We start from the raw sequence: 24,031 nt of genomic DNA on the forward strand, positions 1-24,031 counted from the left end.
GGCGTCCTCGAAGGCGTACGGGACACCGAGTACGGTCCCGCACGGCGCTACTGGATCAAGATCTAGTTTGTGATCTTACTGGCGGAACCGGCACGGAGACAGATACGGCCACCGCTGATCATCGGTGTGTGAAGACAGAAGACCATGCGGTGGCCCGTAGATCGCGGTGTAGTGTCTGCCCGCCGGCAGGAGGCGTTCGAGGGCCTGATGGATCGGATCACCGGACGGTTCGGTCGGGTGGAACCCCGCCGTCGGGTACGTCAGTTGGTACTCGGGCTGCTGTCGGACCTTGGGAAGGTCAGGCGGGTGCCCGAGGGGGTGGGCAGGGCGAAGGCGACGGCCTTGCCAGGGGTGCCGGTGGTGTGGATCGTGGTGGGGTAGGCGTGGCAGTGGCCGTGTGAGAGCCGGTGGGCCAGCAGCAGTCCGCGGCCGTTCTCGGCGAGGAGTGGCAGGCCGATCTCCGTCACCGAGTTCAGCAGGTTGAGGATGATGACGATCTCGTGCGGGTCGGGGTCGCCGTCGACGATCTCGCACCAGGTGGGGGCGCCGTCCAGGTGGTAGATCCGTAGTTCGTACGGCGGGTGGGCGTGTTTTTCGGCGTTGGCGGCGAGTTCGGCCACGATGAGCTCGGCGGAGTCGATGTCGTCGTCGGGCAGGCCCGCGTCCTGGAGCACCTCCCGGACGACGGCGCGGGCGCGGCGCGAGGCGGAGCCGGGTCGCAGGACCTTCACCAGTGCGCGGACGTCTCCGTCGGTGTGCCGGTGGTCTGCCGGTGAGGCCGGGTCTTTGGCGGGGTGGCCGTCAACACCCAGGGGGATGCCACCAAATGGCCGCATGAGCACGCTCCGTTCGTTTCCGATGACCGTGAGCGGTAGAGAACACGACGGAGGGCGGGAGGTGGAATCCGCCCCGTCCTCGTTTGGTGTGACGGGCGAAGATCGTGACCGCGCTGGTCGGCACCTGGTCGTTTCCCGAGGCCTTCGGCATCACGATGAGACCACTGTGGAGCTTCCCAGCCGGCGTGGGTGACGGGCCTTCCGCGCCTACGAGGCCAAGGGGATGGCTGTTGTCGCCGGCGCTGACGTCATCGCGGCGTGACCGCACATCGCGCCGCATGTGCCCGGCACCTCCGCTGAGCTGATGGTGCACGAGCCGTAGCTGGGTGAACGGGCCGGACGATCTCATGATGATGCCGTAGCCTCCTGGGCGTGACTGATGAGGCCGCGCAGGGACAGGTGCTCGTACGGGGAAGGATCACCGGCAGCGAGCTCGAACAGGTCGTGAAGGCATTCGGCCTGGGGCAAGCCCACCGGGTGGTGTTTCTGCCCTCGGGAATGATGAACCGCAACTGGCGCTTGGAGACCTCGGAGGGTGTGTTCGCCCTCAAAGAGATCGCCGATGTGCCGGTGTCGAAGGCCCGCCGGAGCCTCGACGTCCTCCAGGCGCTCGCGGTCGGCGGCTTACCGGTCTGTGCCCCCCACCTCACTGCGTCCGCGGACACCGTGGCCGAGATCGACGGCCACAGCTATTGTCTGCTGCCTTGGGCCTTGGGAAGTCACCACGCCGGCACCGATCTGGACGTGGGAGAAGCAGCCGAGCTCGGGGCGCTCCTCGGGCGGATCCACCACGAGCTGGCCAAGCCCGGCACGGGCCTGAAACCGGCGGTCGAGCGACCCCGCGCGAAGGTGACCCTGCCGGAGAGTGCGGTAGCCGAAGCCGACCGGTTCCTGCGTGTGATCACCGGGCTGGAGGCGCCGGAGCCGTTCGATATCGCCGCAGCTGAGGCGCTGGAGCAACGCAAGGCGCTGATCGCCGCTCATGCCGCGCAACGGCCCGCAGACGAGGTACCACGGGGGCCGTTGGGCTGGACCCACGGCGACTTCCAGCCGCTCAACGTGCTGTGGAAAGCCGGGAAGGTCACGGCGGTGCTCGACTGGGATCGGCTTGCCGTTCGCCCCTACGCCGAGGAGATCGCCCGTACCGCCCAGGTGCAGTTCACCGTCGACGACGGCCGACTGGACCTGGAGCGGGTGGCAGCGTTCACCGCCGGGTACCGGAGTGTGGTGTCCATCGCCGATGAGGATCTGGCGGATGGCGTCGAGCGGCTGTGGTGGAAGCGCATGACCGACTTCTGGCAGTTGCAGTGGCACTACGACAAGAATGATCACGGGCCTGATCGGCTGTGGGTGTCGGGCGAGCGACTGCTGCACTGGTGGAGCGCTCACCGCGACCAGGTGCGGGCCGCGTTCACCACGCACCCGTAGGCGCGGCACCGGCTACGGGCGGATGATCCCGGCTGCGGCGAGTTCGGGCAGGCAGTAGCGGGTCATCGGCGCGGCCTTAAGCCGTGCCTGGCCGGCTATGACGCCCAAACGGGCCGGGGTGAGCAGGCGGATGAGGGACGTCCAGGCGCTGTGGTCGTCGGGCGGGGCGAGCCGGGTCTGATCGCCGATCGCTTCGGGGATGCCACCTCGGGAGGAGCCCAGAGCGGGCAGCCCGGCCAAAGCGGCTTCGACGATGACCCGGGGGAAGGCGTCCTCGACGACACTCGGGACGAGCAGCAACTGGTGCCGGCTGTACAGGTCGTCCATGTCGTAGGTGCGGGGCAGGTAGGTGACGTTGGGGTGGCGAGCGAATTCGTCGGCGGTGTCCCACCAGCCCATCACCAGTGTGAAGCGCCGGTCAGGCAGTAGCTCAGCGATCCGGTGCATCAGCTCGGCGCCCTTGGCGGGTACCGGGTTGACCATGAGCAGGTCCCCGTCACGGCTGACGGCGGGGCCGACGAAGCGGCGGAACGGCGGGTAGAACAGCACCGCGGCCTGGGACGGCGGGGTGTGTGAGAGCACGAACTGAGAAGTGGCCAGCGCGTAGTGTGGTTTGCCGTTCAGGACGTGCAGCCCGGTCTTGGAGACCGAGTGCAGCCACCCGGCGACGGTCGTCCGCGAGCGGGCGGCGGCGGCCAGATCCGCTGACCCTTCCTGGGAGGTGATCACCAGGTCGGGTGTGAACTTGTCGAGGGCCGTCTGCAGCGCGGTGGCGAGCCGGGCCTGCGGCACTACCCGGACGTCGACGCCGTTCCACCTGTAGCGCAGTTCGGCCGTGCTCTCCCGATGCTCGACCGGAGTTCCCGTGCAGGTCAGGTGACGCAGCATCGACGGCAGTTGCGACGTCGTGCTCCACGGGGGTTCGTGGGAGGCCAGGTAGAGGGTGCGCCATCCGGCGGCGGCGAACTCCTCGGCGAGGAGCTGCTGGGAGACCTCGGCACCGCCGATCAGGAACGGGGGCGGGATCCGCCGCCAGGCGAAAACGACCGTGCCGGCTGGGATGGTCATTGTGTCTCTCTCCGGTAGAAGCGTTCGGCGAAACAGACCGGGTCGGCGGGCCGCAGGGCGGCGGCGGTGGTCCACGCGTGACGCAAGGGCCGGTACATGGCGTGTAGCGGCTGCAGCTGGGAGGCGTGCAGGTACAGCAGGGTGAGCTTGTCGAGCAGCACACTGGTGATGTCGACCAGTTCGGGGACGAGACTGTCGCCGACGCGCTCCTGGAACAGTTGCCGGTCATCTGTCGACAGGCCGTAGGTCTGCCAGAACGCCACGTCCTCCCAAAACCAGCGGCAGCCCACCCGGCGGGCCGCTTCGTGGACGAGCAGGTGGTCGGGGTGGCGGGTGACCCCGACCGGAGCGAGCAACTCGGCGGCGCCCACCTCGGCCAGCACCCGCTCCAGGTCGGCGGTGACGAGCTTCAAGACCGCTGGATCGTAGGGCCGGTACGGTGGTGTGGCGTCGCGGTAGCCGAGCAGCCGCTGATCAGCGCCCACAGGTAGCAACGCCTGACGGGATTCACCCGCGCGCAGCGTCGACACGGCCTCCTCACCGGGGTGCTTGGCCAGGGCGGACCGGTGCGCGCTGGTCGACCGAGTGAACACGGTGACCACGGTGAGCGGGCGTGGCCGAGTGAGAAACAGACCGCTGGCCGACAACACCAGATCGTCGTGGTGGGGTTCGATCACCACGACGGGCTGGCCGACCGGATGCCGCTGCTCAATCAGATAGGGGTGTCCGCCGTACGGGGCGGTGACCTCCATCACGGTGGCGTCGCCTGCGCGGCGGCGCGCGGTGAGCCGGTCCTGGTGGGCGCGGTGCGCGTTGGCCAGGTCATCGGGGAAGGTGTAGACGCCGGTGGCATCCGGGGTGGGAAGCGGTCGTTGCCGCATGTGCACGCCTGCCTTCATCGGACGGTGGTGTCGTACCAGTTGCGCCAGAAACGGCGGGAGGTCAGGAACAGGCGCGCGGTGATCGGGTTGCCCCACCAGATCATCCGCCAGCTCGGCCACTGCTCGAAACGGCGGTTCGAGGGGCGTACTCGCAGGCCGGTCAGGTGGATGACCGGCTTGTTGCACTGGTTGCCGAGTCGAGTGAGGCGGGCGAAGAAGTCCACGTCTTCGCTCATGAACAGCTCGGCCCGATAGCCGGCCAGCGCGAAGAACGCCGCTCGAGTGCAGAACTGGGTGACGCCCTGGGCGCCGCCGCCGTACCGGCGATACAGCGCCCACGCCGCGACCAGTAGCCGGGTGCCGGTCTTCGTTGGCTCGTACAGGGGCGGGATGGCGCCACCCACGCAGGTGCCCGAGGCCAGGTATCGGGCGGCTTCGTTGATCCCCTCGATGGGAAAGTCGACGTCGGCGTCGATGAACACCAGATATTGTCCGACAGCTGCGGCGGCTCCGGCGTTGCGGGCTTGGCCGATGCCGCGGATCGGTTCGGAGACGACACGGGCTCCAAGGCCAGCCGCGACTTGTGCGGTGGTGTCGGTGCTGGCGTTGTCGACTACGAGAACTTCGCCGCGCTGCCCGCTGGCCTGCTCCCAGCTGCGCACCGAGGCCAGTACGGTGGGCAGGTATCTGGGCAGGTAGTTCTCCTCGTTGAACGCGGGAATCACCACCGACAGGACCGGATCATCCATCAGGAGTGTCCTTTCGTATCAGGCCGAGTTTGCGTCGCCCCGGCGTACTGGTCGAGGACGAGCCTCAAGCGGGCCTGCCACAGGGCGACGTCCCGGTTCTCGTGGAGGGCGGCCCATCGCCAGCCGCGCAGCGTGTGGAAGGTGATCAGGCTGGCCAGCAGGTCTTCCGACAGGCCGGTCCCGTAGGCGGCAAGCAGCTGGGCCTGGTCGTCATGGCCGAAGGCGTCGGAGGTGACCACGGTCTGGGCCAGGTCGTACTCGGCGGCGGCGATCGTGCTCTGCTCGAAGTCGATCAGGTGCGGTACCCGGTCACCTTCCTGGCCGCACAGCAGGACGTTGTCGGAATGCAGGTCGCCGTGGCACCACACCGGCGGCCTGGTCTGGAACAGGTCGATCGCCTGCTCCAGTGACGCCTGCGTGGCGGTTCGCAGCTCGTCGGGAAGGTGCTGCCGCAGCGCGGTGACCTGTGCGGCGAAGTCGAGTACGGCGAGTGGCGCGCCGGGGCCGGGAGGCGGGTAGGGCAGCTGGTGGAAGGACCGCAGGAGGCGCCCGAGAAGGCCGAGGGCCTCGCCGCGCGAGCAGGTCCCGCTGCCGGTCACCTTCTGCAGGGTGGCGGAGCCGAGATCACGCATGATCAGCGCGATGATGTCCAGGCCCGGCACGGGGCCGCAGGCCAGCACCTGCGGGACGTTGACCCTTGAGCACCCCGTCAGCGCGGCGAACAGCTGATATTCCTTGATCGCCTTCCAACGGGCCCGGCCCGTGTACAGCTTGACGATCACTCGGGGAGGCTGGGGCGGCGCCAGCATCACCCGGTAGACGGCGGTGTTCGGGGCGTCGGCCAGGCGGCAGGTACCAGCGATGTCGGTGGTCATGAGGGCACGGCAGGCGGCTTCGATCGCCGGGCGGCCTGGCGAGCCGGTCATGGACGCCGCCGGAAAGCGGGGGCGTCGATGCTGAAGTCACCGAGGCGGCGCACACCTCGCAGCGTGCGCCGTAGGTGAGAGCGATACAGGCGCACGTGATCGGTCGGCGGGCAGGACGGCAGCCATGGCTTGGCACTGCCCACGAAGTGCAGCAGCGCGGTGTCGGTGTCGTGCGGGGAGCGGGTGGTGTAGCGGCGCGTCCAGTCGCCGCGTTCGAGGAATCGGGCCAGCTCGTAGGTGTTGAACCTGCCCGGGATCTGCTGGACGGCGTCGGCGGCCAGCAGCCATAGGTTCAGCGCGTCCTGATCATTGTGGAAGATGTAGCGCCGCCCACTGCGTAGGGCGTGCCGGACGCCCGCGCGCACTGCGGCGAGCATCCTGACGTGCGCCCACCACACGCCGGCGTTGAAGTATGGGCGACCCGACATAGCAGGCTGGTCCTCGATGAGGCCGGGCAGGGCATGCCCGCGGCCGACTGCGGGGGTGAACTCGTCGGCGACCAGACCAAGGCGATGCTCGGACAGGCCGTCCAGTGGCCCGGAGATGTCGTCGACGGCGATCGTGTCAGCATCGACGTAGATGAGGTAGGGGCGGGCGACGAATGCGGGGGTGAACTGGAAGCGTAGGTAGGCGGTGATGGTGATGTAGTCGGCGTCCACCAGCAACGCCTCGTTCATCGGCCGAGCCCACCGCAGATCGAACGAACCGAAACCCAGCCGGGAGGTCAGGCTCGCCATGGTGGCGGCGTGCTGGCGGGTCAGATCCGTGGTGAGGATTCGCACGGCCGTCGCCCGCCGCTCAGCAGGAGGCAGCGTGCCGGCCAGGGATTCGAGCGTCACCAGAGACGGCAGCAGGTAACGTTCGTCGACGCACAAGCCGAAGGCGAACACCGTCACGTCCTCCCCGCCGAGATCACGTCGACGTGGGTGATCTGGTTCAGGGCCGCATCCAGGACCGCCTCTGGGGCGGCCTCGGCGTCCAGCCGAACACAGCGAAGGCTGAGTGGGGCGGCGAAATGAGCGTTGAAGTGCGTGACGAACGCCGGATCGTAGTAGAGGCGTGGCAGGCCAGGCCGGCGCGCGGCGCGCGAGCCCAGCACCTCGGGGGCGGCGGTCAACAACAGCGTCAGGTCGGGGACGGTGGCAGCATCGGCTGCCACGCGCTCGGTGACCAGGGCGAGAGCCCGCGCCCTGGCATCCAACCCTTGGATGCGGTCCACCGCGCCCATGTGGGCCAGCACGGTGTCGACGCTACGGTCCAAGATGACGCCGCCGTGCCGCGCCAGGGCGGCCTGCGCCTGGCGGTGCCGCTGCTCCTCGATGGCCAGGTGCGCCGTCACCGCGGCCAACTGCTCGTCCTCGGACGTGGCCAGCGGCTCACCCAGCACTGCGGGGTCGTCGGCGACGTGGTAGTAACAGCTGACCGTGTCCCAGCCCAGCTGGTGAGCCAGGCTCGCGACCAAGGTGGACTTTCCCGTGCTGCTGACCCCCTCAATCGCGATGATCATCGTCTGGCCGCCTTCGCGACCGCGGTGAGCTCGTCGCGCGGCTGGAGCCCGGGCGGCTGGAACGCCTCGACCCAGGCGGCGGCGACCCGGGCACGGACCGCCTCCGGGACTTCGTACAGGCCCGGGGCGTGCGGGTCGGCAGCCAGGCGCGCCATTGCGGCGACGATCTCGGCTTTGATGAGGTGAATGGCCGGGCCCAGCGCCGAGGTGTGCAGGAAGTTCACCGCGTTGCCGTTGCCGAGCAGGACAAACGACCGCCCCGCCCGGCTGTAGCGGGCCACGCCGGGCATCAGGTCGTCGCGGATGAACCCACCGGCGGGTTCGTGCAGGTCGGCCAGATCGAACTCGTCGTCGCTGGAGGTCGCGCCGGCCAGGGCCGCTCCTTCGCGCAGCAGGGCCAAGTGCTCCATGCCGATGGCGCGGCTGCCGGTTGCGCTTATCACCAGTTCGGAGACCGACATGGCCTCCGGCAAGCTCGCCCAGCCGTAGCCGATCGAGATGGCCTGTGCCTGCCGGACAGGGTTGGTGTCGAGCACGATGACCCGCACGTGCCGGGCGTGCAGCGCCGCCGCGATCCCCGCGCCGATCTTTCCGAAGCCCAGCACGCACGCCTGACGGCCCGGCAGTATCTCGCCCAGCCGACGCAGCAGCGACTCGACCGAGAACACGATCGCCTCGCCCACCAGCCGATCCTCAGGCTCTTTGAGCGGGCTGCGGGCCACGCTGTAGACCGCGCACGGCAGCGCCCCCAGCGTGAGATAGCGGCGTAGCCCGTTCTCGGTGTCTTCCACCACGCCGGCGATCCGCCCGGAGAACATCTCGCACACTTGGGCGAGGGCGGGGGCGAAGTACCCGCCGATGTCGGCGAGCACCAGCGGTCGGCCCGCGGCCCGGTCCTCGATGTAGGCGGTCAGCCAGACAGGGTCGGCGAACCGGCCGCGGTCCAAGACGTCGCAGTGGTAGGACGCGGCGACAGCTTCCAAAGTGAGCGGGTCGGCGGACTTGGGTTTGGGCAGGACCGCAGCCACTTCGGCGACGCGATCTACAGCCATGAGGAAGTCCATCTGGCCGGGCAGCAGGTGAGTGATCACCATGGTCGCGGCGTCGGTGGCGGGCAGGTCCGCGGCCAGTTCGGCGAAGAAGCCACTCGTCCCTGTTGTGGATGACAGCGTTTGCATACGCTTGGGCTGTTTCGGCTGCGTGGACGACGGAACCTGATCGACAGGGGAGCGGGGCTGGCGTGCACGGTGAGGCATGGAGACTCCCGTCTTGGCAGAGGGTTACTTCTCGCTAGCCAACCGTGATGTCCCAGGGCGAACCAGGGCAGGCACAATGCATCTCTGACGCATCGAGGACGCATCCCGTACCCTGACGGTGGCGGATGGGCATGCCTCGGAGGGCTTATGACCAGGCGGCAACACCTCGCGGATCGCAGAAGATCTCTGGGTTACAGCCAGGAGTCGCTGGCCGAAGAACTGGACGTCGACCGCTCAACGGTCGCCCGGTGGGAACGCGGGGAGTGTGATCCGCAGCCCGTTAGCCGCCCGATGCTTGCCACGCTCCTGCAGGTGAGCTGGGAAGAGCTCGAAGCCCTCCTCGGCGCCGCTAACAGCCCGGCCGTCTCCTGTTTTCCACCGGCGCGGGTCATCACTGGCCTCGTCGTGACCGCACCCGACGTGGACCTATGTGAATGTGACGATATGAAACGCCGTGAACTGCTTCGCCTGCTGAGCGTCACGGGCACCCTCGTGGCCCTGCCTCAGACTGACAGCGCCGATGCCGACCAGGCCGCCCAGACAGCGCAAGCTCTTGATCTTGACCAGTACGAGCAACTCAACATCCACCTGTGGCAGGTGTTCGCGCTGTCGCAGTCCAAGCGGCTGGTTTATCCGGCGGTCGGCCAGCAGCTACGCCTGCTGACCGCCGGCTTGGAGCAGGCGAAAACCGCCGCGCTACACCAGCGGCTGTGTGCCCTTGCCGGCGACCTGTACCAGCTGGCCGGTGAGATCTTCTTCGACAGCAATCGTTATACCGATGCGGCCTTCTGCTACACCCTGGCCGCCAACGCCGGCAAAGAAGCCGGCTCCCACGATCTGTGGGCCTGCGCGCTCACCCGCCATGCCTTCGTCAGCATGTACGAGCACCGCTTTCCGCAAGCCGCTTCCATGCTGTCCCTGGCCGCCCGCGTCGCCGCCCGCGGAGACACCCAGCTGTCCACCCGTCAATGGGTGGCCGCCGTCCAAGCCCAAGGTTTCGCTGTTCTGGGCGATCTGGACGCGTGCAACCGCGCCCTCGACACCGCCGACCAGGTCCGCACCCTCAGCGAGCCGGTCACCAGCAGCGGATGGCTACGTTTCGACGGCTCGCGCCTGGCCGAAGAACGCGGCACCTGCTACCTCCGGCTCGGCAGAGCCGACCTGGCCGAGAGCGCGCTCACCGAGGCCCTGAACCGGGCGGTCTCCCTGCGGCGCCGCGGCAGTGTGCTGACCGACCTGGCCATGCTCGGCATCCAACGCCACAACGTGGACCAGGTGCTTCACTACGGTGGTGCGGCTGTTGCACTGGCCGAGCAGACCCAGTCGTCCGGCTACGTCGGTCGCAAGCTACAAGACCTGCGGGCCCAGCTTGGTCCGCTCGCCGCTGACAATCGTGTCTCGCAACTCACCGAGCACATTTCCCAACTTGCGCGTATTGCCTGACATTGAGAGGAAATTTTATGGAGAGCATGATGGATGAACAGAGCGGCCGTATCTTCCGCGAGGCGTGGATCGCCGGGGTTCATAAGTACTACCCGGGGGAGCCGAAGCCGGGTTATGTCACTCCTTGGGAGGACACCCCCGACTGGGAGCGGCAAGCCGCCGCAACCGTGTTCAGGCAGGTACGTGACTTCATCACGTTGAGCGCCGGTTCCACCAGTAAACTCACCCGCGCCCAGAAGAGCCGCTTCGTGGCGTTGTGCTGGATCGCGCAGATCTACAAGCACATCGAAGACCCGAAACCCGGCTACGTCGCCGACTGGGACGACCTGCCCGATTGGCAGAAGGAGACGGACGCGGACATCTTCGAGCGGATCGAGCTGGAAAGCTAGGGCCGCTCGTCTACGTAACCGGCTGGGGTTTGTCGACCAGCCGGCAAATCCCACACCGTCCTGGTGGTCTTGATCGCCTTGATCCGCGCCGCCGTATAGACCTGTTGACGACGGTCTTTAATAGGTGGTCGTTCGCTGGTCGTTTCCCGGTACGGGGTGGTGTGTGGCGACCTCCGCGCATCACAATAGGTAGTCATTCGACTACCAAAGGGGAGGGGTTGTGGGCGAGTCGGGCAGTGGGATGCCTCGGCCGGAGTTGGCCAGGGCGCGTAGGCAGCGGGGGTTGAGCCAGAAGGCGGCGGCGGAGAAGGTGGGGGTGGCCTCGACGACCTGGTCACGCTGGGAGCGGGGAGGGCAGGGGGTGCGGGCCGGTTCCCGGCGGCGGCTCGCGGAGTTGTTCGAGGTGAGCCCGATCGAGGTGGAGCGGTGGATAGACGGGTGGAGCTTCGGGGAGACCTCTTCGTGGCCCATCACGGAGTACGGCGACACCTCGACCGCGGCTACCGTGAGGTCGGCCGCGCTGCTGTGGAGGTATGAGATGGACGAGACCCGGCGCCACCTGCTGGCCTCGCTGCCCTTCGTCCCTGCGGCGCTGGGGGAGTGGCTGATGGCGTGGAACTACGGGGTGCCGCCCGCCTCGGTCGCGCAGCGGGGGACCAACGCCATGGTCGGCATGGCCGATGTGGAGCGGATCCATGAGGCGTGCAAGGTGTTCGGCCAGATGGACAACCAGTTCGGGGCCGGGCTGGTCCGTCTGGTGGTGGTTGGATACCTGGACAAGACGGTGAAGCCGCTGCTCCGAGGACGTTACGACGATCGGGTGGGATCGGCGTTGATGTCGGCGGCGGCCGGGATGAGCTGGCTGGCGGGCTGGACGGCTTTCGACTCGAACCGTCACGGTCAGGCGCAGCAGCACTTCGGGCAGGCGCTGCGGCTGGCGAAGACGGGGGACGACTCGTTGACCGGTGCCTGGGTGCTGGCGACGCTGGCCCGGCAGGCGATTCACCTGGAGCAGGCCACCTGGGCGGCATGGCTCGCGCGAGCTGCGACGGACACCGCCCGCCGGGCACAGGCATCCCCGCGCGTCATGGCGTTGATGCTGTCCAGGGAGGCTTGGGCGACGGCCTTGCAGGCCAGTCAGTCCGGGAACCCTGACCGGCATACCGCCAAGCAGGTCGAGCGACTGATTACCGAGGCCGAGCGGGCGTACGCCCAAGGGGCCAGTGACCGCGATCCGGAGTGGGTCAGTAGATATGAGGAAGCAGAGCTGAGAGCGCAGGCGGGTCGCTGCTGGAGCATGCTTGGTGAGCATCGGCGAGCGGTAGGCCTTGCGGAAGCGGCCGTAACCGAGTATCGCGAGCGCATCCCTCGCACCGCGCAATTCAACCAAATCCATGCTGCCGAGGAGTATCTCGGCATGGGTGAGCTGGAGCAGGCCATCGACATGGCGCGGGCCGCGATTCCGATGACGAAGGCACTGACCTCCGCCCGCGCGACCGAACTCGCCCAGAAGTTCGCCGACGAGTTGGACCCGTACAGCAGCAGCATCATGGTCCGCCAATTCCGCGACCAGTTGCACACCGAACTCGCCGCCTAACCACATGAGGTCTGCCTCCGCAGCCGGCGACAACGTAGGCAGATCACCTAACACCCGCTATGTCCCGCCCGCGAGGCTGCTACCGGAACCATCCCCGCATGTGCGGGGAGCACCACGGTCTGCCTGCGCCGCCTTCTCCACGATCGGGACCATCCCCGCTACGTGGGGAGCGCAGACGGCGTGCCTCGATATCAGGATGCCCGGCCGCGACGGGATCCGTGTCGCGCAGGCGCTGTGCGGTGCCGAGGCTGCGAACCCGATCCCGGTCCTGGTGCTCACGATCTTCGCCCTGGACGAGTACATCTTCGGCGCTCTGGAAGCGGGAGTCTCCGGCTTCCTGCTGAAGGACGCCGATGCCGAGCAGATTGTTGACGCAGTGCGCAGTGTCTCGCAAGGGCAGGGAACCATCGACTCATCCCTCACCCGCCGTGTGATCCGCGAGTTCGCGCAGCGTCGCCGACTGCACCCGGTCACGCCCGACCGTGCAGACACGGTTCTGACCGCACGCGAGATCGAGATTCTCCTCCTGCTTGCACGGGGGATGTCGAACGACGACATCGCCTCCGAGCTCCACGTCGAGGTCTCCACCGTAAAGTCCCACCTAGCGCGCATGCTTCCCAGGATCGGAGTGCGCTCACGACTTCAGGCGGTCGTGTGGGCGTATCAGAACCGCGTCGTTCGAGTAGCCGACGAGGAGGAACCAGCGCCTGCATCGAAGGATGCAAAGCCGTGATCTCGTCCTGAAGCAGCTCGACTCGATGTGACGTGATTCCTAGCGTTGACGGCGGTGGGAGACTCCCGCCGTTCAACCAGGAGGAGATCGTGATGTCCGACGCCATCGGCGGGAGGGAGGGCGCCGCGCCCCGGAACCCGACCCAGCTCAACACCGACGACGACCCGCGTGGGGTGACGCCGGTCCGTAGAGCGACCTGATCCTCGCCCTTGGTGAAGAGATCGGGTGGCGCGGATACCTCATGCCGCGAATCCACCAGCTCTGGGGGCTACCGGTCGCGATCATCATCTGGGGGCTGTGGCACGCACCGCTGATCCTCCTCGGCTACAACTATCCCGATGTCGCACCGTGGGCTGGACAACTGGCACTGGTTGCGGCCTGCATCGTGGTGGGCGACTTCCTCTACTTGCTGACCGTGCGCCTCGGTTCCCTGTGGCCCACAGCGCTCGCCCACGGAGTGAACAACGCAACCTCTGCACTCGTCATGACCTCACTGATCGTCCCGGGTGCGACGATCGACACCGTCAACGGATCGGCCATGGGCTGGCCCGGATGGATCACCTACGCCACCGTCGTGATCGTCGGCTTCACACTCACCCGTCGAACGCGCCGAGCGTAGAAACGTAGGCATTGGTCTCGCTGCTGGTGGATGTGGTCCTTCCGCATCTCATCCGCAGGCCGCAGCCGCCGGTCTGGAAGCGCTTGACCGTGCCCTTAGGGCACGGTGTGCAATGCGTGTCATGACTGAACAGAACGAAAGACGGGAAGCGAGCCAGGCGGGTGCGGATGTTCGCCCCGGCTGGATCGAGTTGGTGGTCGCGCTGGTCGCGGCGGTCGTGCTCTACGCGGGCGGTCTGACGCTGCTGGTCGCGTTTCCAGCGCCGACGCCGGCACTGGAGGGGGTGGTGCAGCTCGCGTTCTCCGGGGTGGCACCGCTCGCCGTCTTCGCCATCGTGGTGCTGGTGCGGATTCGTGACGTCCGGCCCTTCGGGCTGCGGAGCGTCGAGCCGAAATGGCTGCTCATTGCCGTTGCCCTCGCAGCCGGCTGCTTAGCGGTGATCCTCACATTCGACACGGTTGTCGCCACGCTTTTTCCAGGTATCGACGATGCCCAAGGCCAGCTGCGCGCCTCAGCCGCTGGTGGCCTCGCTACCCTGGTCGGCACCATCGCCTTTGGTGGGGTGTTGACTCCGCTGGGCGAGGAGCTGTTGTTTCGAGGAATCCTCACCCGCTTCTTTCAGCGATGGGGAACCTGGGTCGCCGTCTTGGCCAGTGCGTTGATCTTCGCTCTATGGCACGGCATCAATCTGGTGTTTCCCTCGGCGCTGGTCGTCGGGCTCTGCTGCGGCTGGCTGCTATGCCGCACCAAGTCGGTTTGGCCAGGAGTTGTGCTCCACATCGTCTACAACAGCTCGTTCCTTTTCATCTACGCAGTGGGATAACCCTCCTTGGCAGGCTCAGGTGGAGTGCTCACCGCGACCAGGCGCGGGCCGCGTTCACTACGCACCCGCAGACGCGGCCCTGGCTACGGGCGGATGATCCCGCTTGGGCTTGACACAGAGAGTTGGCCCACGATGCGACACGGGCGGCCTCGGCGGAGGCGGCCTCCCGCCGCAACCGGATGACCTCGCCTTGGGGGAGATGAAGCCGACTCGGCCTGCCGATGCCGCGAAAACCCGCGACGGTGATCGTGTGCAAATAGATCCCGGTGGGAGAGTCGGATGAGGTCGGGGCGGGAAGATCAGACGATTGCTTGAGGGGAGGGCGAGACGGCGCTTTTGCCAGGGCCGACGGTGAAGGAGCGGCGGGTCAGCAGCGGGTCGTGGCTGTTTTCGGCGAGGGGCCAGGCCGTCCCGATGTGGTGCTTCGTTATGGGGAGAGAGCGAAGACCAGGCGAAGAGCCTTACTGACCTTGTCCAGCTCATAGCGAGAGAGCCGCCCGGCGAAGTCTCCAAGGCGGATCGGGGCGATCGCCACGGTCTGTTCGACCATTACCCGGGTCGTGGTGCCGTCGAGTTCGATCTCCGGGCGGAAGATGCTCGGTGCCGCACTCGTTGATGTGGGAGCGACCAGCATCGTGGAGATGTGTGCGAGCCGGTCTGACTGGAGGATGGCGAAGCGTTCGCCGCGTTGCTCGTGTCCTACCGCGTTCTTCGGCGCTCGCAGCCGGTACACGTCACCACGCACGCAGGTCATCCATGTCGTGCATGATCGCCTGGGTTTCGGCGCGGTCGGCGGGGTCACCTGCCAGCCTCTCGGCGTCACGCCGGGCCTGCTGCTCCTGTCGGCGCCATGCGGCCTGACGGATGGCATCGCGGACCACGTCCGCGAGAGATCTGCCGTCGGAGGTGAGTTCGGCCAGAGCCTCCTCTGTCTCCGTATCGATCTGCACGGTAAGCATGCCCATATCCTCACTGTACGACGAGGGATCTCGCTGAGCTTCGGGTTGCGTCCACGGAGGTGGTGTACGAGTTTCCCCAGGTAGTGGGCGTGGCGCCGTGAAATGAGGACGGCCATCGCGTGATCCTTCGAGTGCGAAGTACAAGATCGAAGGAGAAGAAAGCGATGGCGGCGCCCCAATGATCCTCTGCAGCCACTCGTTGAGAGCGGCGTAGTCACAGTCGGTCAGGCCCTGACGGGGGTCGACACGATGGAGCAGGGCATGTCCTCGATGGTGTGCGGACACCCAGGTTCGATCGGTGTTCGTGATCTCGTCATCGACCCAAGCGAATGAGCGACCTGCTGCCCAGTCGACGAGGGCGCGGGTTTTCCAGTGCAGCCTGTTCCGCTCGTCCTGCTTGTCAGTGTCGGATGGTTCCGGCCAGATCACCACTTTCAGCTTCGGCAGGCCGATCCGTGGTGCGATGCACTCGTTCGCGTCGGCCATCCATGTCGTGGCCCAGACCAGATCGCACGGTAGTGCCGCCAACCGGGGCCCGTGCTTGGGATTGATCCTGGCCAGAAGCGGATTCGAGCCGGTTCCCTGTGGTTCAGGACTCGCTTGATAAGTCGGATACTGCTGCGGCGCCGCGCCGAAAGGAATGAGTGGTCCGTCGACATCGAGGAAGAGCAGCGGACGCTGCCCGGAACCGGTCACGGCTGCACGATAGCGGCTCGTCCTGGCGGTCTGACTCGACGACGAGGTCCGACGAGCGGCTCCATCCGCCTCGCGAACGGAAGGGCGGGCGTCGATCGGTAATCAGTCCTTGCGCTCGGCGCTGGCCAGATGGCACCCTCTGGTGGGAAGATGTCTGGCATGACGATCATCAGAAAGGCCGATGCCGGGTAAACGGCTTGGCCGCGTCCGTGCCGAGTTTCCGCGCCGGCCCCGGATGCAGGACGACATCACGACCATTCACGGTCTGTCCTCGAAAGCACTCGCAGAGATCCGACGGATCGAGCGTCAGAAGAAGTACCTGTGGCCTGGCTCGATCGGGTCAGCGATGGTGCGCTGGAGAAGCTTCGTCCATCAGCCGAATCGACGCCTGTGGGACTACGAGAGCGACGGCTGCACGGAGTGGGCCTGTTGCGGCGACCCGTGGCAGGCCCGCGAGTACCTCGAAGCAGTGATGCTGGCGATGACCCGGCGGCGGGCGCGCGAACTCCGCAGCCTCGTTGAAGCCCTGGACAGACGCTACTGATTCGAAGCGACACCACCATCACAGCTCGGCATCAAGACGTCCGGCACTACTGCGGAAGTCGGGCATGCCGAGGTGGACGGTGGTGTGCTTCGCAGTGAGGTCGCGCATGGCCTCCAGCTTCTGCGCTGCTGCGGCTGGGGTGGTCTCGATCGCGGCGACTTCACCGAGCCGGCCCTGGTTCTTGGCTTTTTGGAGCCGGTCGTGGAGGTTGGCGTGGATTTCTTCGAGCCGTGGCTGTTGAGCTGGGTCGGCGCGAAGTAGGGGGCACTTGACGCAAGCCTCTCTGAACTAACGAGTTTCAGAGGTATCGGTCCTCATACCGTCGGCTCAGTAGCGGCCAGGTCGTCGCTCATCGCGGTGAAGACAGTCAGGATCGACGCGACGACTCCGATCTCCATCGGACCAACCAGCCTTAGCAAGGCCAGTTCGGGTAACCCCCTGTGGCGTCGGACGACGGTGAGCCCGTCAGGCCACGGGCGCGGTGATGTCGGAAGGTGTAGCACCGAAATTTCGTCGACGAAACAGCCCGAGGACTCTGGAGGCTTGCTGATCGACAAGTGATACAGACTCTCCAGCGAGATGGTGATGTCCGGCCATTCCGGGCCTTGCCTGAGTCCGATCTCCAGTGCATCGCGGCCATTGATGACGTCAAACGACATCCGGTGAATGAAGTAGCCCTCACACGACGCCAGTGCCGTGCTGGCGTTGCGACACACGTTTTCGAAGCCCGTGGTCGCGCTTGGTTTCCTCGACATGACTCGATCTCGTCCTCTTCGCTCGGTGGGCTGTGATCTCAGCTTCTCTGAACTTATAAATGATCTACGGGATGTGGCACCCGAAAGAGCAGGGTCGATGTGTCAGGATTTCGGCTCAGCCGACCACCGTCTTGGATGGGAACCGTGTCTTGTCGCTGTCGAATCATGTGCCGTCGTGGATACCCGCGTGGCAGGGAGCTGAGCAGATCGCACAAGACCTGGATGCTGAGGTGCCCAGGACGGCGGCGCGAAAGCTCGTGGTGGTGCGGATCCGCTGCCTGATATGCCTGACGCGCGGCCGAGCCGGTTTTGCCCTGCTCCGCCACCGCATCTTCTTGGGCTGGCGCTCTGTCACCACCGAAAGAGGACAGAGCCGTTTCATGGTGACACGCCGATCGAGGAGCCGCAGCTCTGGCCGTCGTCAGGATCGGCTACGGGGGCATGGATCCGTCTCCCCGAAACTTGGGTCTTACCGGAAAGATTCTTTACTATTAAGCTCCCGGCGTGGACCTAGAGGTGCGTCACCTACGAGCAATCTGTGCGATCGCCGATTCGGGCAGTATCTCCAAAGCGGCCGTCGCACTCAAGATGTCGCAGCCCGCGCTCGCCACGCAGTTGCGACGCATCGAGCGGATGTTCGGCGGACCGTTGTTCGAGCGAGGCCGGGAGGGGGCACGGCCCACCGATCTCGGCGCGTGGGTGCTGATCAGGGCGCGGTCGCTGCTGCCGGCATTCGACGAGCTGCGGCGGGACGGCATGCGCTACGCCGAGCAGCCCCCGGAGAAGATCAGAATTCGCCTGGGCTGCATGTCCAGCCATTTAGCGATAAATGTTATCGGATGCCTTAACGAATTGCTGGACGGTGCCGACATCACCGTCCGCACCGAGGAGGCGATGGACCTGCTGCCCGGACTCCTGGAGTCCGAGCGCCTGGAGCTCGCCACCCTCGGCGACTATCCGGGACACGAGCTCCTCCCGCCCCCGGGAGTGGTCTACGCGGGCGTGGCCGTCGAGCCGATCTTCGTCGGGGTGGCCGCCTCTCACCTGCTCGCCCGGCAGGAGGAGATCGAGCTGCGTGATCTCGCCGGCGAGGACTGGGTCATGCACGCGCTGGTCGAGGCGGGACATCGCGAGCACTTCTGGTCCGCCTGCGCCGAGCAGGGCTTCACCCCGAAGGTCGGCTACTCCGCCGACCTCAGCCTCGCCATCGACCTCATCTCCTCGGGCCGGTGCGTCGGCATGTTCCAGGCGACCAGCAAGGGCCACCCGGGGATCACCATCCGGCCACTCGCCGGGACCCCGCTGCGCTTCCGGCACATGATCGGGTGGACCGAGCACGGGCCGGTCGCCCGGTACGGGCACGAACTGGTCCAGGCCGTCACCAGAACCTACTGGGCCGAGGTGCGGCGCGCCCCCGTCTACGCGTCATGGCTGAGGCGCCACGTGCCGCTTTCTACACCTGTTTAGCCGCCTATATCGCGAAGTTATGCAATTTCGTAGGGTACTCGTCCCGCGCTCACGGTGTCAGCTTTGGTCCAGCCCAAAACGTCAGGGCTCCTTGCATCCCTCTAACCCCCCAAGGGACACCGAGAGGAGTCACCCCGCGTGAATCCCAAGGTCAAGCTGGGCGCGGTCGCCGTACTGGCCGCCGTCGCCATGACCACGACCTCAGTGGTGAGCGCCGCCGGCGCCGCCACAGCCCCCGCGGGCACCGCCACCCGTACCATGTCCGCAGATCCGCCGGCGTTCGCGTCGCCGGATCCCGAATCCCGCAGGCGCGCGGTCTCCAGCGCCGGCGGCGCCCTCGCCGCCGGGTCCGACGCCCTGTTCAAGACGGCGGAGGACGAGTTCACGCTCACGAACACCATCGTGGGAACCCGCGGCCTGCAGTACCTGACCTACTCCCGCACCCACCGCGGGCTGCCCGTCTACGGCGGTGACGTGATCGTCACCACCGACCGGACGGGCCAGGAGGTCGGGTCCGTGGCCTCGGGCCAGCGCGCCAGGATCGAGGTAGGTGTCAAGGGCAAGATCGACGCCGCCGCCGCGGCCGTCACCGCCCGCGGCAAGCTGCCCACCGTGGAGAGCGTGAGCACCCCCCGGCTGGTCGTGCACGCGGCCGGTAAGCAGCCCAGGCTGGCGTGGGAGGTGGTCGTCACCGGCGCCACCAAGGAGGCTCCGAGCGTCCTGCACGTCTTCGTGGACGCCCTCGACGGAACGGTCGTGGACTCCTACGACGACGTCCGCGCCGGCACCGGCAACGGCTTCTACAACGGCAACCCGCTGACCATCCAGACCTCTGGCTCCGGCAGCTCGTACTCGATGACCGACACCACCCGCCCCGGCCTGCGCTGCGGCGGGCAGGGCGGCACCGCCTACACCGGGACCGACGACGCCTGGGGCAACGGCCAGGGCACCAGCCTGGAGACCGCCTGCGTCGACGCCCTGTACGCGGCGCAGAAGGAATGGGACATGCTGCGCGACTGGCTGGGCCGTAACGGGTTCAACGGCTCCGGCGGCGCGTTCCCGGCCCGCGTCGGCCTGAACGAGGTCAACGCCTACTGGAACGGGTCCTACACCAACTTCGGGCACAACCAGGCCAACAACCAGCAGGCCACCCCGATGGACGTGGTCGGCCACGAGTACGGCCACGCCATCTTCCAGTTCTCCGGCTCCGGCGGGGCGGGCAGCGGCAACGAGGCCGGCGGCCTGAACGAGTCGACCGGCGACATCTTCGGCGCGCTGACCGAGCACTTCGCCGCCAACGCCTCCGACCCGCCGGACTACCTGGTCGGCGAGGAGGTCAACCTGGTCGGCCAGGGCCCGATCCGCAACATGTACAACCCCGGCGCGCTCGGCGACCCCAACTGCTACAGCTCCTCGATCCCCAACACCGAGGTGCACGCGGCGGCCGGACCGCAGAACCACTGGTTCTACCTGCTCGCCGAGGGCACCAACCCGCCCGGCAAGCCCGCCAGCACCGTCTGCTCCGGACCGGCCGGCCTGACCGGCATCGGCATCCAGAAGGCCGGTCAGATCTTCATGGGCGGCCTGAACAGCAAGACCATTCCGTGGACGCACGCCAAGGCGCGCCTGACCACCGTGGCCGCGGCCAAGCAGCTCTTCCCGAACAGCTGCGTCGAGGTCAACGCGACCAAGGCCGCGTGGGCCGCCGTCAACGTCCCGGCGCAGAGCGGCGAGGCGACCTGCACGGTGAACCCGCCCGGCAACGACTTCTCGGTCTCCCTCAGCCCGACCTCGGGCAGTGTGCAGGCCGGCCAGTCCACCACCGCCACCGTGGGGACCACGGTGACCGGCGGCAGCGCCCAGTCCATCACGCTGCGGGCCTCCGGCCTGCCCTCCGGCGCGACCGCGTCCTTCAGCCCGGCCACCATCACGGCGGGCCAGACCTCGACGCTGACGCTGGCCACCTCGGGGAGCACGCCCAGCGGCACCTCCTCGGTGACGGTCACCGCCGACGGCGCCGACGTGGACCGGACGGCGAGCTACTCCCTGACCGTCACCGGCGGCAACCCGCCCGACCCGACCAGCCCGGACATCCCGGTGGCCAACGTGACGGCGCACCTGAACCAGCTGCAGTCCATCGCCTCCGGCAACGGCGGCAACCGGGCCTCGGCCACCTCCGGCTACACCGCCTCGCTGAACTACATCAAGGGCAGGCTCGACGCGGCCGGCTACAGCACGACGGTGCAGAACTTCACCTACAACGGCCAGACCCACTCCAACCTGATCGCCAACTGGCCGGCCGGCCCCACCGGTCCGACGGTCATGCTGGGCAGCCATCTGGACAGCGTCACGGCCGGTCCCGGTATCAACGACAACGGCTCGGGCTCGGCGACCCTGCTGGAGGTCGCGCTGACACTGGCCAACCGTAACCCCACGCTGACCAAGCACGTCCGCTTCGCCTGGTGGGGCGCCGAGGAGCTCGGCCTGCGCGGCTCGACCCACTACGTCCAGAACGGCGGCGCGAGCGGGGTCGACACCTACCTCAACTTCGACATGACCGCCTCGCCGAACCCGGGCTACTTCGTCTACGACGACAACCCGGCCATCGAGAAGATCTTCAAGGACTACTACGCCACGCTCAACGTCCCGACCGAGATCGAGACCGCGGGTGACGGCCGCAGCGACCACACCCCGTTCAAGAACGCGGGCGTCAAGGTGGGCGGTGTCTTCACCGGCGCCGAGACGGTCAAGACGTCGGCTCAGGCCGCCAAGTGGGGCGGCACCGCGGGCCAGGCCTTCGACCGCTGCTACCACTCCGCCTGCGACACCACCTCCAACATCAACACCACCGCGCTGGACCGCAACGCGGACGCCGCCGCCAACGCCCTGTGGAAGCTCGCCGTGGGGGACACCCCTCCTCCGGCCAACGACTACTCGGTCTCGGTGAGCCCGTCCTCGGCCTCGGTCCAGCCCGGCCAGTCGGCAAGCGCGACGCTCAGCACCCAGGTGACCTCCGGTAACGCGCAGGCCGTCACGCTGAGCGCCTCCGGCCTGCCCTCCGGCGCGACCGCGTCCTTCAGCCCGGCGAACATCAACTCCGGCCAGTCCTCCGCGGTCACGATCGCCACCTCGGCGAGCACCCCCGCGGGGACCTACACGATCAACCTCAACGCGGACGGTACGAGCGCCGACCGCTCGGCCACCTTCAGTCTCACCGTCAGCGGTGGGCAGGGCGGCAGCACCTGGCAGACCTGGACCCTGTACGCGGCGGGGGACACCGTGACCTACAACGGCGTCGGCTACCGATGCCTGCAGGGTCACACCTCACTGCCCGGCTGGGAGCCGCCGAACGTTCCAGCCCTGTGGCAGCGGCTCTGATCGGATGACGATCCACTGACAGAGTACGGCGGGCGGTCACCGATCGCCCGCCGTACTCGTTTTCCGTGCCCATTCCATGGGGTCCACTCGGGCTCGCGTGATGAGCCGGAAGCTGCCAGACCGATTGGGACATCAGGCTACTTGCGGCGTTCTCACCGGCGACATCACCTGGCGGATGGACTTCGCGCTGTTCATGGTGGAGGCGCTCGTCGATGACGAGCTGATCCGCGAGGCTCCGGCGATCGTCGGCCGCCGGACGTGCTCGGCACGCGCCCGTCCGGTGGGCGTGGTCCCGGCAGCGCGGCGGAACGCCGGTGTCCCGCGTCGTTGTCGTTTCTCAGGGCGGTACGGTGTCGTTGAGGGCACTCGCGGCCGGTATGCCCAGCTCCCGGTAGATCCGATGGGCGCTGGCCAGCAGTCTCCGCGCGTCAGGGTCACCCGCCCGTTCGGCGGCGGACGCGAGCGCGACGAGCGTACGCGCCCGCAGAGCCGGCACCTGATTGTCGGTCCAGTAGCGCAGAGAACGGTGAAGGCGGTCGGTGGCCCCCTCGGCATCACGGCCGAGCTCCACCTCGCCGAGGCTCAGCTCGGTGAGGGCCAGTCCCCAGTTGTGCCCCCGCTCACGGAACAGCGCGGCCGCGCTGCCCAGCACCCGTTCGGCCTCGACCAGCCTGTGCGGCTCGTGCGCGAGTGCCTCGCCGAGCACCCGCAGGCTCTGGGCGGTGCCGATCAGATCACCGATCTGTTCGAAGAGCGTGACGGATCGCCGGGCCGCCCGCTGCGCCTCCTGGACCTTCCCCTGGGCCAGAAACGCCCCGGAGAGGCCTCGCGAGCTACAGGCCTGGGCGAACCGGTCACCGCACGATCGGGCGATGAGCGACGCCGTGCGAAGGATGTCGACGGCCTCGGCGCTGTCACCGCGCTGCCGCAGCACGAACCCGAGGCTGGCGAGGGCAACGGCCTCGGCGGACCGCTGCCCGGTGAGCCGCAGTTCCCGCACCGCGACACGTATCTCCGCCTCGGCCTCGTCGAGTCGGCCGATCAGCCCCAGGGTGAAACCGATGTACCGGCGGGCCAGCGCAGCCCCGGATGGATCACCGACTCTCTCGGCCAGCACGCGCGCGGCGTGCAGCATGGCCAGACCCTCATCCATGTCATCGAGCTCGACCAGGCAGTGACCGAGCCCTCGGAGCATCGCCGCCTCACCGAGGCGATCGCCGGCCTGCCGGCAGGCGGTCAGCGCCGTCTCCAGGATCCGCCGCAGGTCATCGTAATAACCTCGGAAGTCGTAGAAGTCGGTGCTGCAGCCGACCAGGCCGCGTGCCGTCGCCGTCAGACCTGTCTCGGCGCACGCCTGGACCAGTACCGCGATGCTCTCCCGTTCGGCTTCGAACCATTCGATGGGCCGATGGGCGGCGACGGCGGCCGCGCGCGGGTCGGCGACGACCGGCGGGCCGCTCCGGTCGTCGAGGTGAAACCGGTCGCTGTGCAGGTGGTCCTGGGCCTGCCGGGCGAGGGCCAGCCAGCCGCCGGCGGTCCGGGCCAGCGCGGCGACCCATTCGGGCCGGCCGATCTCGGCTTCCCGGCGCTCGCGCGCGTACAGCTGGGTGACCGCGTGAAACCGGTAACGCGGCTGGCCTGCCCGATCGGGGCCGAGGTCGTCCAGCAGCCGGGCGTCGAGCAGCTCCTCCAGCGCGGCGGCCCCCGCGGCCGGTTCGGCGTTCAGTAGCGCGGCCACCGGCCACTCCGGGAACGAGGGGACGTTCAACCCGCCGAGCAGCGCGAACCCCCGGGCGGTGGCCGGGCTGAGCCCCCGGTAGGCGAGTTGCAGTCCGGGACGCACCGCGAGGTCGCCGTGCCGCAGTTCGTCGAGCCGATGGCGCTCATCGGTCAGCCGTTCCGTGAGCGCGCCGACCGCCCAGTGTGGCCGCGCGGCCGCGACCAGTCCCGTCTCGTAGGCGACGATGACGAGCTGGG

The 24,031-nt window shown here is 67.7% G+C and carries 23 protein-coding genes and 1 pseudogene; 12 read left to right on the forward strand and 12 right to left on the reverse strand.

Annotated elements, in window-relative coordinates; all coding sequences use genetic code 11:
* Positions 1-260: 260 nt before the first annotated feature.
* Positions 261-836, reverse strand: a complete 576-nt coding sequence (locus ABZ260_RS19395; protein ID WP_355619215.1) for an ATP-binding protein — start codon at positions 834-836, stop codon at positions 261-263.
* Positions 837-1,208: 372 nt separating this feature from the next.
* Between ABZ260_RS19395 and ABZ260_RS19400 the strand changes: the two genes are divergently transcribed.
* A complete protein-coding gene (locus ABZ260_RS19400; RefSeq protein WP_355619218.1) occupies positions 1,209-2,264 on the forward strand; it encodes a phosphotransferase in 1,056 nt (351 codons plus the stop codon).
* Between the two features lie 12 nt (positions 2,265-2,276).
* On the opposite strand, the gene ABZ260_RS19405 is transcribed toward ABZ260_RS19400, so the two are convergent.
* Genes ABZ260_RS19405 through ABZ260_RS19435 form a run of 7 tightly spaced genes read right to left on the reverse strand, consistent with a single transcriptional unit; the run spans position 2,277 to position 8,573 of the window.
* The gene (locus ABZ260_RS19405) at positions 2,277-3,332 is read right to left on the reverse strand and encodes a glycosyltransferase (RefSeq protein ID WP_355619220.1); all 1,056 of its coding nucleotides are present in this window, start codon (positions 3,330-3,332) and stop codon (positions 2,277-2,279) included.
* Positions 3,329-4,231 carry a PIG-L family deacetylase gene (locus ABZ260_RS19410; protein WP_355619223.1) on the reverse strand — a complete coding sequence of 301 codons (903 nt, stop codon included), beginning with the start codon at positions 4,229-4,231 and terminating at the stop codon, positions 3,329-3,331. The genes ABZ260_RS19405 and ABZ260_RS19410 overlap by 4 nt, the downstream gene beginning before the upstream one ends.
* Positions 4,228-4,962, reverse strand: a complete 735-nt coding sequence (locus ABZ260_RS19415; protein ID WP_355619226.1) for a glycosyltransferase — start codon at positions 4,960-4,962, stop codon at positions 4,228-4,230. Before ABZ260_RS19415 ends, ABZ260_RS19410 begins: the two co-directional genes overlap by 4 nt.
* Positions 4,962-5,837 (reverse strand): aminoglycoside phosphotransferase family protein, encoded by an 876-nt coding sequence (locus tag ABZ260_RS19420; protein WP_355619229.1) that lies wholly within the window; start codon positions 5,835-5,837, stop codon positions 4,962-4,964. The genes ABZ260_RS19415 and ABZ260_RS19420 overlap by 1 nt, the downstream gene beginning before the upstream one ends.
* 47 nt (positions 5,838-5,884) lie before the next feature.
* Positions 5,885-6,784, reverse strand: a complete 900-nt coding sequence (locus ABZ260_RS19425) for a glycosyltransferase (protein ID WP_355619232.1) — start codon at positions 6,782-6,784, stop codon at positions 5,885-5,887.
* The gene (locus ABZ260_RS19430; RefSeq protein ID WP_355619235.1) at positions 6,781-7,395 is read right to left on the reverse strand and encodes an AAA family ATPase; all 615 of its coding nucleotides are present in this window, start codon (positions 7,393-7,395) and stop codon (positions 6,781-6,783) included. Before ABZ260_RS19430 ends, ABZ260_RS19425 begins: the two co-directional genes overlap by 4 nt.
* Positions 7,392-8,573 (reverse strand): adenosylhomocysteinase, encoded by a 1,182-nt coding sequence (locus ABZ260_RS19435; protein WP_355619238.1) that lies wholly within the window; start codon positions 8,571-8,573, stop codon positions 7,392-7,394. The genes ABZ260_RS19430 and ABZ260_RS19435 overlap by 4 nt, the downstream gene beginning before the upstream one ends.
* A gap of 225 nt (positions 8,574-8,798) precedes the next feature.
* On the opposite strand from ABZ260_RS19435, the gene ABZ260_RS19440 reads away from it, so the two are divergent.
* From ABZ260_RS19440 to ABZ260_RS19470, 7 genes and pseudogenes are all read left to right on the forward strand, one after another.
* Positions 8,799-10,094: a helix-turn-helix domain-containing protein gene (locus ABZ260_RS19440; protein WP_355619241.1), complete on the forward strand. Its 1,296-nt coding sequence runs from the start codon at positions 8,799-8,801 to the stop codon at positions 10,092-10,094.
* A 17-nt stretch (positions 10,095-10,111) separates the two neighbouring features.
* Entirely contained in the window at positions 10,112-10,483 is a 372-nt protein-coding gene (locus tag ABZ260_RS19445; RefSeq protein WP_355619244.1) for a hypothetical protein, read from the forward strand.
* Positions 10,484-10,724: 241 nt separating this feature from the next.
* Positions 10,725-10,853 (forward strand): annotated as a pseudogene (locus tag ABZ260_RS19450) (helix-turn-helix transcriptional regulator); the annotation flags it as partial.
* A gap of 168 nt (positions 10,854-11,021) precedes the next feature.
* Positions 11,022-12,080 carry a hypothetical protein gene (locus ABZ260_RS19455; RefSeq protein WP_355619292.1) on the forward strand — a complete coding sequence of 353 codons (1,059 nt, stop codon included), beginning with the start codon at positions 11,022-11,024 and terminating at the stop codon, positions 12,078-12,080.
* Between the two features lie 151 nt (positions 12,081-12,231).
* On the forward strand, positions 12,232-12,813 hold the full coding sequence (locus ABZ260_RS19460) for a response regulator transcription factor (RefSeq protein WP_355619268.1): 582 nt from the start codon (positions 12,232-12,234) through the stop codon (positions 12,811-12,813).
* 199 nt (positions 12,814-13,012) lie between these two features.
* Positions 13,013-13,432 carry a CPBP family intramembrane glutamic endopeptidase gene (locus ABZ260_RS19465; protein WP_355619271.1) on the forward strand — a complete coding sequence of 140 codons (420 nt, stop codon included), beginning with the start codon at positions 13,013-13,015 and terminating at the stop codon, positions 13,430-13,432.
* A gap of 121 nt (positions 13,433-13,553) precedes the next feature.
* Positions 13,554-14,255 (forward strand): type II CAAX endopeptidase family protein, encoded by a 702-nt coding sequence (locus tag ABZ260_RS19470; protein WP_355556213.1) that lies wholly within the window; start codon positions 13,554-13,556, stop codon positions 14,253-14,255.
* Between the two features lie 427 nt (positions 14,256-14,682).
* On the opposite strand, the gene ABZ260_RS19475 is transcribed toward ABZ260_RS19470, so the two are convergent.
* Positions 14,683-15,009, reverse strand: coding sequence for a type II toxin-antitoxin system PemK/MazF family toxin (locus ABZ260_RS19475; protein WP_355619247.1), 327 nt, complete (start codon positions 15,007-15,009; stop codon positions 14,683-14,685).
* Positions 14,990-15,910, reverse strand: a complete 921-nt coding sequence (locus tag ABZ260_RS19480) for an HAD domain-containing protein (protein WP_355619250.1) — start codon at positions 15,908-15,910, stop codon at positions 14,990-14,992. The genes ABZ260_RS19475 and ABZ260_RS19480 overlap by 20 nt, the downstream gene beginning before the upstream one ends.
* Positions 15,911-16,091: 181 nt before the next feature.
* Between ABZ260_RS19480 and ABZ260_RS19485 the strand changes: the two genes are divergently transcribed.
* Together ABZ260_RS19485 and ABZ260_RS19490 are read left to right on the forward strand one after the other, a co-directional pair.
* Positions 16,092-16,454, forward strand: a complete 363-nt coding sequence (locus ABZ260_RS19485) for a hypothetical protein (protein ID WP_355619253.1) — start codon at positions 16,092-16,094, stop codon at positions 16,452-16,454.
* Positions 16,455-16,538: 84 nt separating this feature from the next.
* Positions 16,539-16,715, forward strand: a complete 177-nt coding sequence (locus ABZ260_RS19490; RefSeq protein ID WP_355619256.1) for a hypothetical protein — start codon at positions 16,539-16,541, stop codon at positions 16,713-16,715.
* A gap of 53 nt (positions 16,716-16,768) precedes the next feature.
* On the opposite strand, the gene ABZ260_RS19495 is transcribed toward ABZ260_RS19490, so the two are convergent.
* Positions 16,769-17,113: a hypothetical protein gene (locus ABZ260_RS19495; RefSeq protein ID WP_355619259.1), complete on the reverse strand. Its 345-nt coding sequence runs from the start codon at positions 17,111-17,113 to the stop codon at positions 16,769-16,771.
* Between the two features lie 612 nt (positions 17,114-17,725).
* On the opposite strand from ABZ260_RS19495, the gene ABZ260_RS19500 reads away from it, so the two are divergent.
* Both ABZ260_RS19500 and ABZ260_RS19505 read left to right on the forward strand, forming a co-directional pair.
* Positions 17,726-18,676 carry a LysR family transcriptional regulator gene (locus ABZ260_RS19500; RefSeq protein ID WP_355619289.1) on the forward strand — a complete coding sequence of 317 codons (951 nt, stop codon included), beginning with the start codon at positions 17,726-17,728 and terminating at the stop codon, positions 18,674-18,676.
* 138 nt (positions 18,677-18,814) lie between these two features.
* Positions 18,815-22,054 (forward strand): M28 family peptidase, encoded by a 3,240-nt coding sequence (locus ABZ260_RS19505; RefSeq protein WP_355619262.1) that lies wholly within the window; start codon positions 18,815-18,817, stop codon positions 22,052-22,054.
* A gap of 337 nt (positions 22,055-22,391) precedes the next feature.
* On the opposite strand, the gene ABZ260_RS19510 is transcribed toward ABZ260_RS19505, so the two are convergent.
* The coding region (locus ABZ260_RS19510; RefSeq protein ID WP_355619265.1) for a tetratricopeptide repeat protein at positions 22,392-24,031 on the reverse strand (1,640 nt) is incomplete at its 5' end.

Origin of the sequence: Streptosporangium sp. NPDC006013 (assembly GCF_040614275.1) — a bacterium.
Taxonomy (GTDB): domain Bacteria; phylum Actinomycetota; class Actinomycetes; order Streptosporangiales; family Streptosporangiaceae; genus Streptosporangium.

Excerpts from the sequence above, each read along its gene's own strand:
- ABZ260_RS19455 (WP_355619292.1), top strand. The coding sequence starts at position 11,022 with ATGGACGAGACCCGGCGCCACCTGCTGGCCTCGCTGCCCTTCGTCCCT.
- ABZ260_RS19440 (WP_355619241.1), top strand. The coding sequence starts at position 8,799 with ATGACCAGGCGGCAACACCTCGCGGATCGCAGAAGATCTCTGGGTTAC.
- ABZ260_RS19395 (WP_355619215.1), bottom strand. The coding sequence starts at position 836 with ATGCGGCCATTTGGTGGCATCCCCCTGGGTGTTGACGGCCACCCCGCC.
- ABZ260_RS19495 (WP_355619259.1), bottom strand. The coding sequence starts at position 17,113 with ATGTCGTTTGACGTCATCAATGGCCGCGATGCACTGGAGATCGGACTC.
- ABZ260_RS19415 (WP_355619226.1), bottom strand. The coding sequence starts at position 4,962 with ATGGATGATCCGGTCCTGTCGGTGGTGATTCCCGCGTTCAACGAGGAG.
- ABZ260_RS19435 (WP_355619238.1), bottom strand. The coding sequence starts at position 8,573 with ATGCAAACGCTGTCATCCACAACAGGGACGAGTGGCTTCTTCGCCGAA.
- ABZ260_RS19475 (WP_355619247.1), bottom strand. The coding sequence starts at position 15,009 with ATGACCTGCGTGCGTGGTGACGTGTACCGGCTGCGAGCGCCGAAGAAC.
- ABZ260_RS19430 (WP_355619235.1), bottom strand. The coding sequence starts at position 7,395 with ATGATCATCGCGATTGAGGGGGTCAGCAGCACGGGAAAGTCCACCTTG.
- ABZ260_RS19485 (WP_355619253.1), top strand. The coding sequence starts at position 16,092 with ATGCCGGGTAAACGGCTTGGCCGCGTCCGTGCCGAGTTTCCGCGCCGG.
- ABZ260_RS19470 (WP_355556213.1), top strand. The coding sequence starts at position 13,554 with ATGACTGAACAGAACGAAAGACGGGAAGCGAGCCAGGCGGGTGCGGAT.
- ABZ260_RS19420 (WP_355619229.1), bottom strand. The coding sequence starts at position 5,837 with ATGACCACCGACATCGCTGGTACCTGCCGCCTGGCCGACGCCCCGAAC.
- ABZ260_RS19445 (WP_355619244.1), top strand. The coding sequence starts at position 10,112 with ATGGAGAGCATGATGGATGAACAGAGCGGCCGTATCTTCCGCGAGGCG.
- ABZ260_RS19405 (WP_355619220.1), bottom strand. The coding sequence starts at position 3,332 with ATGACCATCCCAGCCGGCACGGTCGTTTTCGCCTGGCGGCGGATCCCG.
- ABZ260_RS19410 (WP_355619223.1), bottom strand. The coding sequence starts at position 4,231 with ATGAAGGCAGGCGTGCACATGCGGCAACGACCGCTTCCCACCCCGGAT.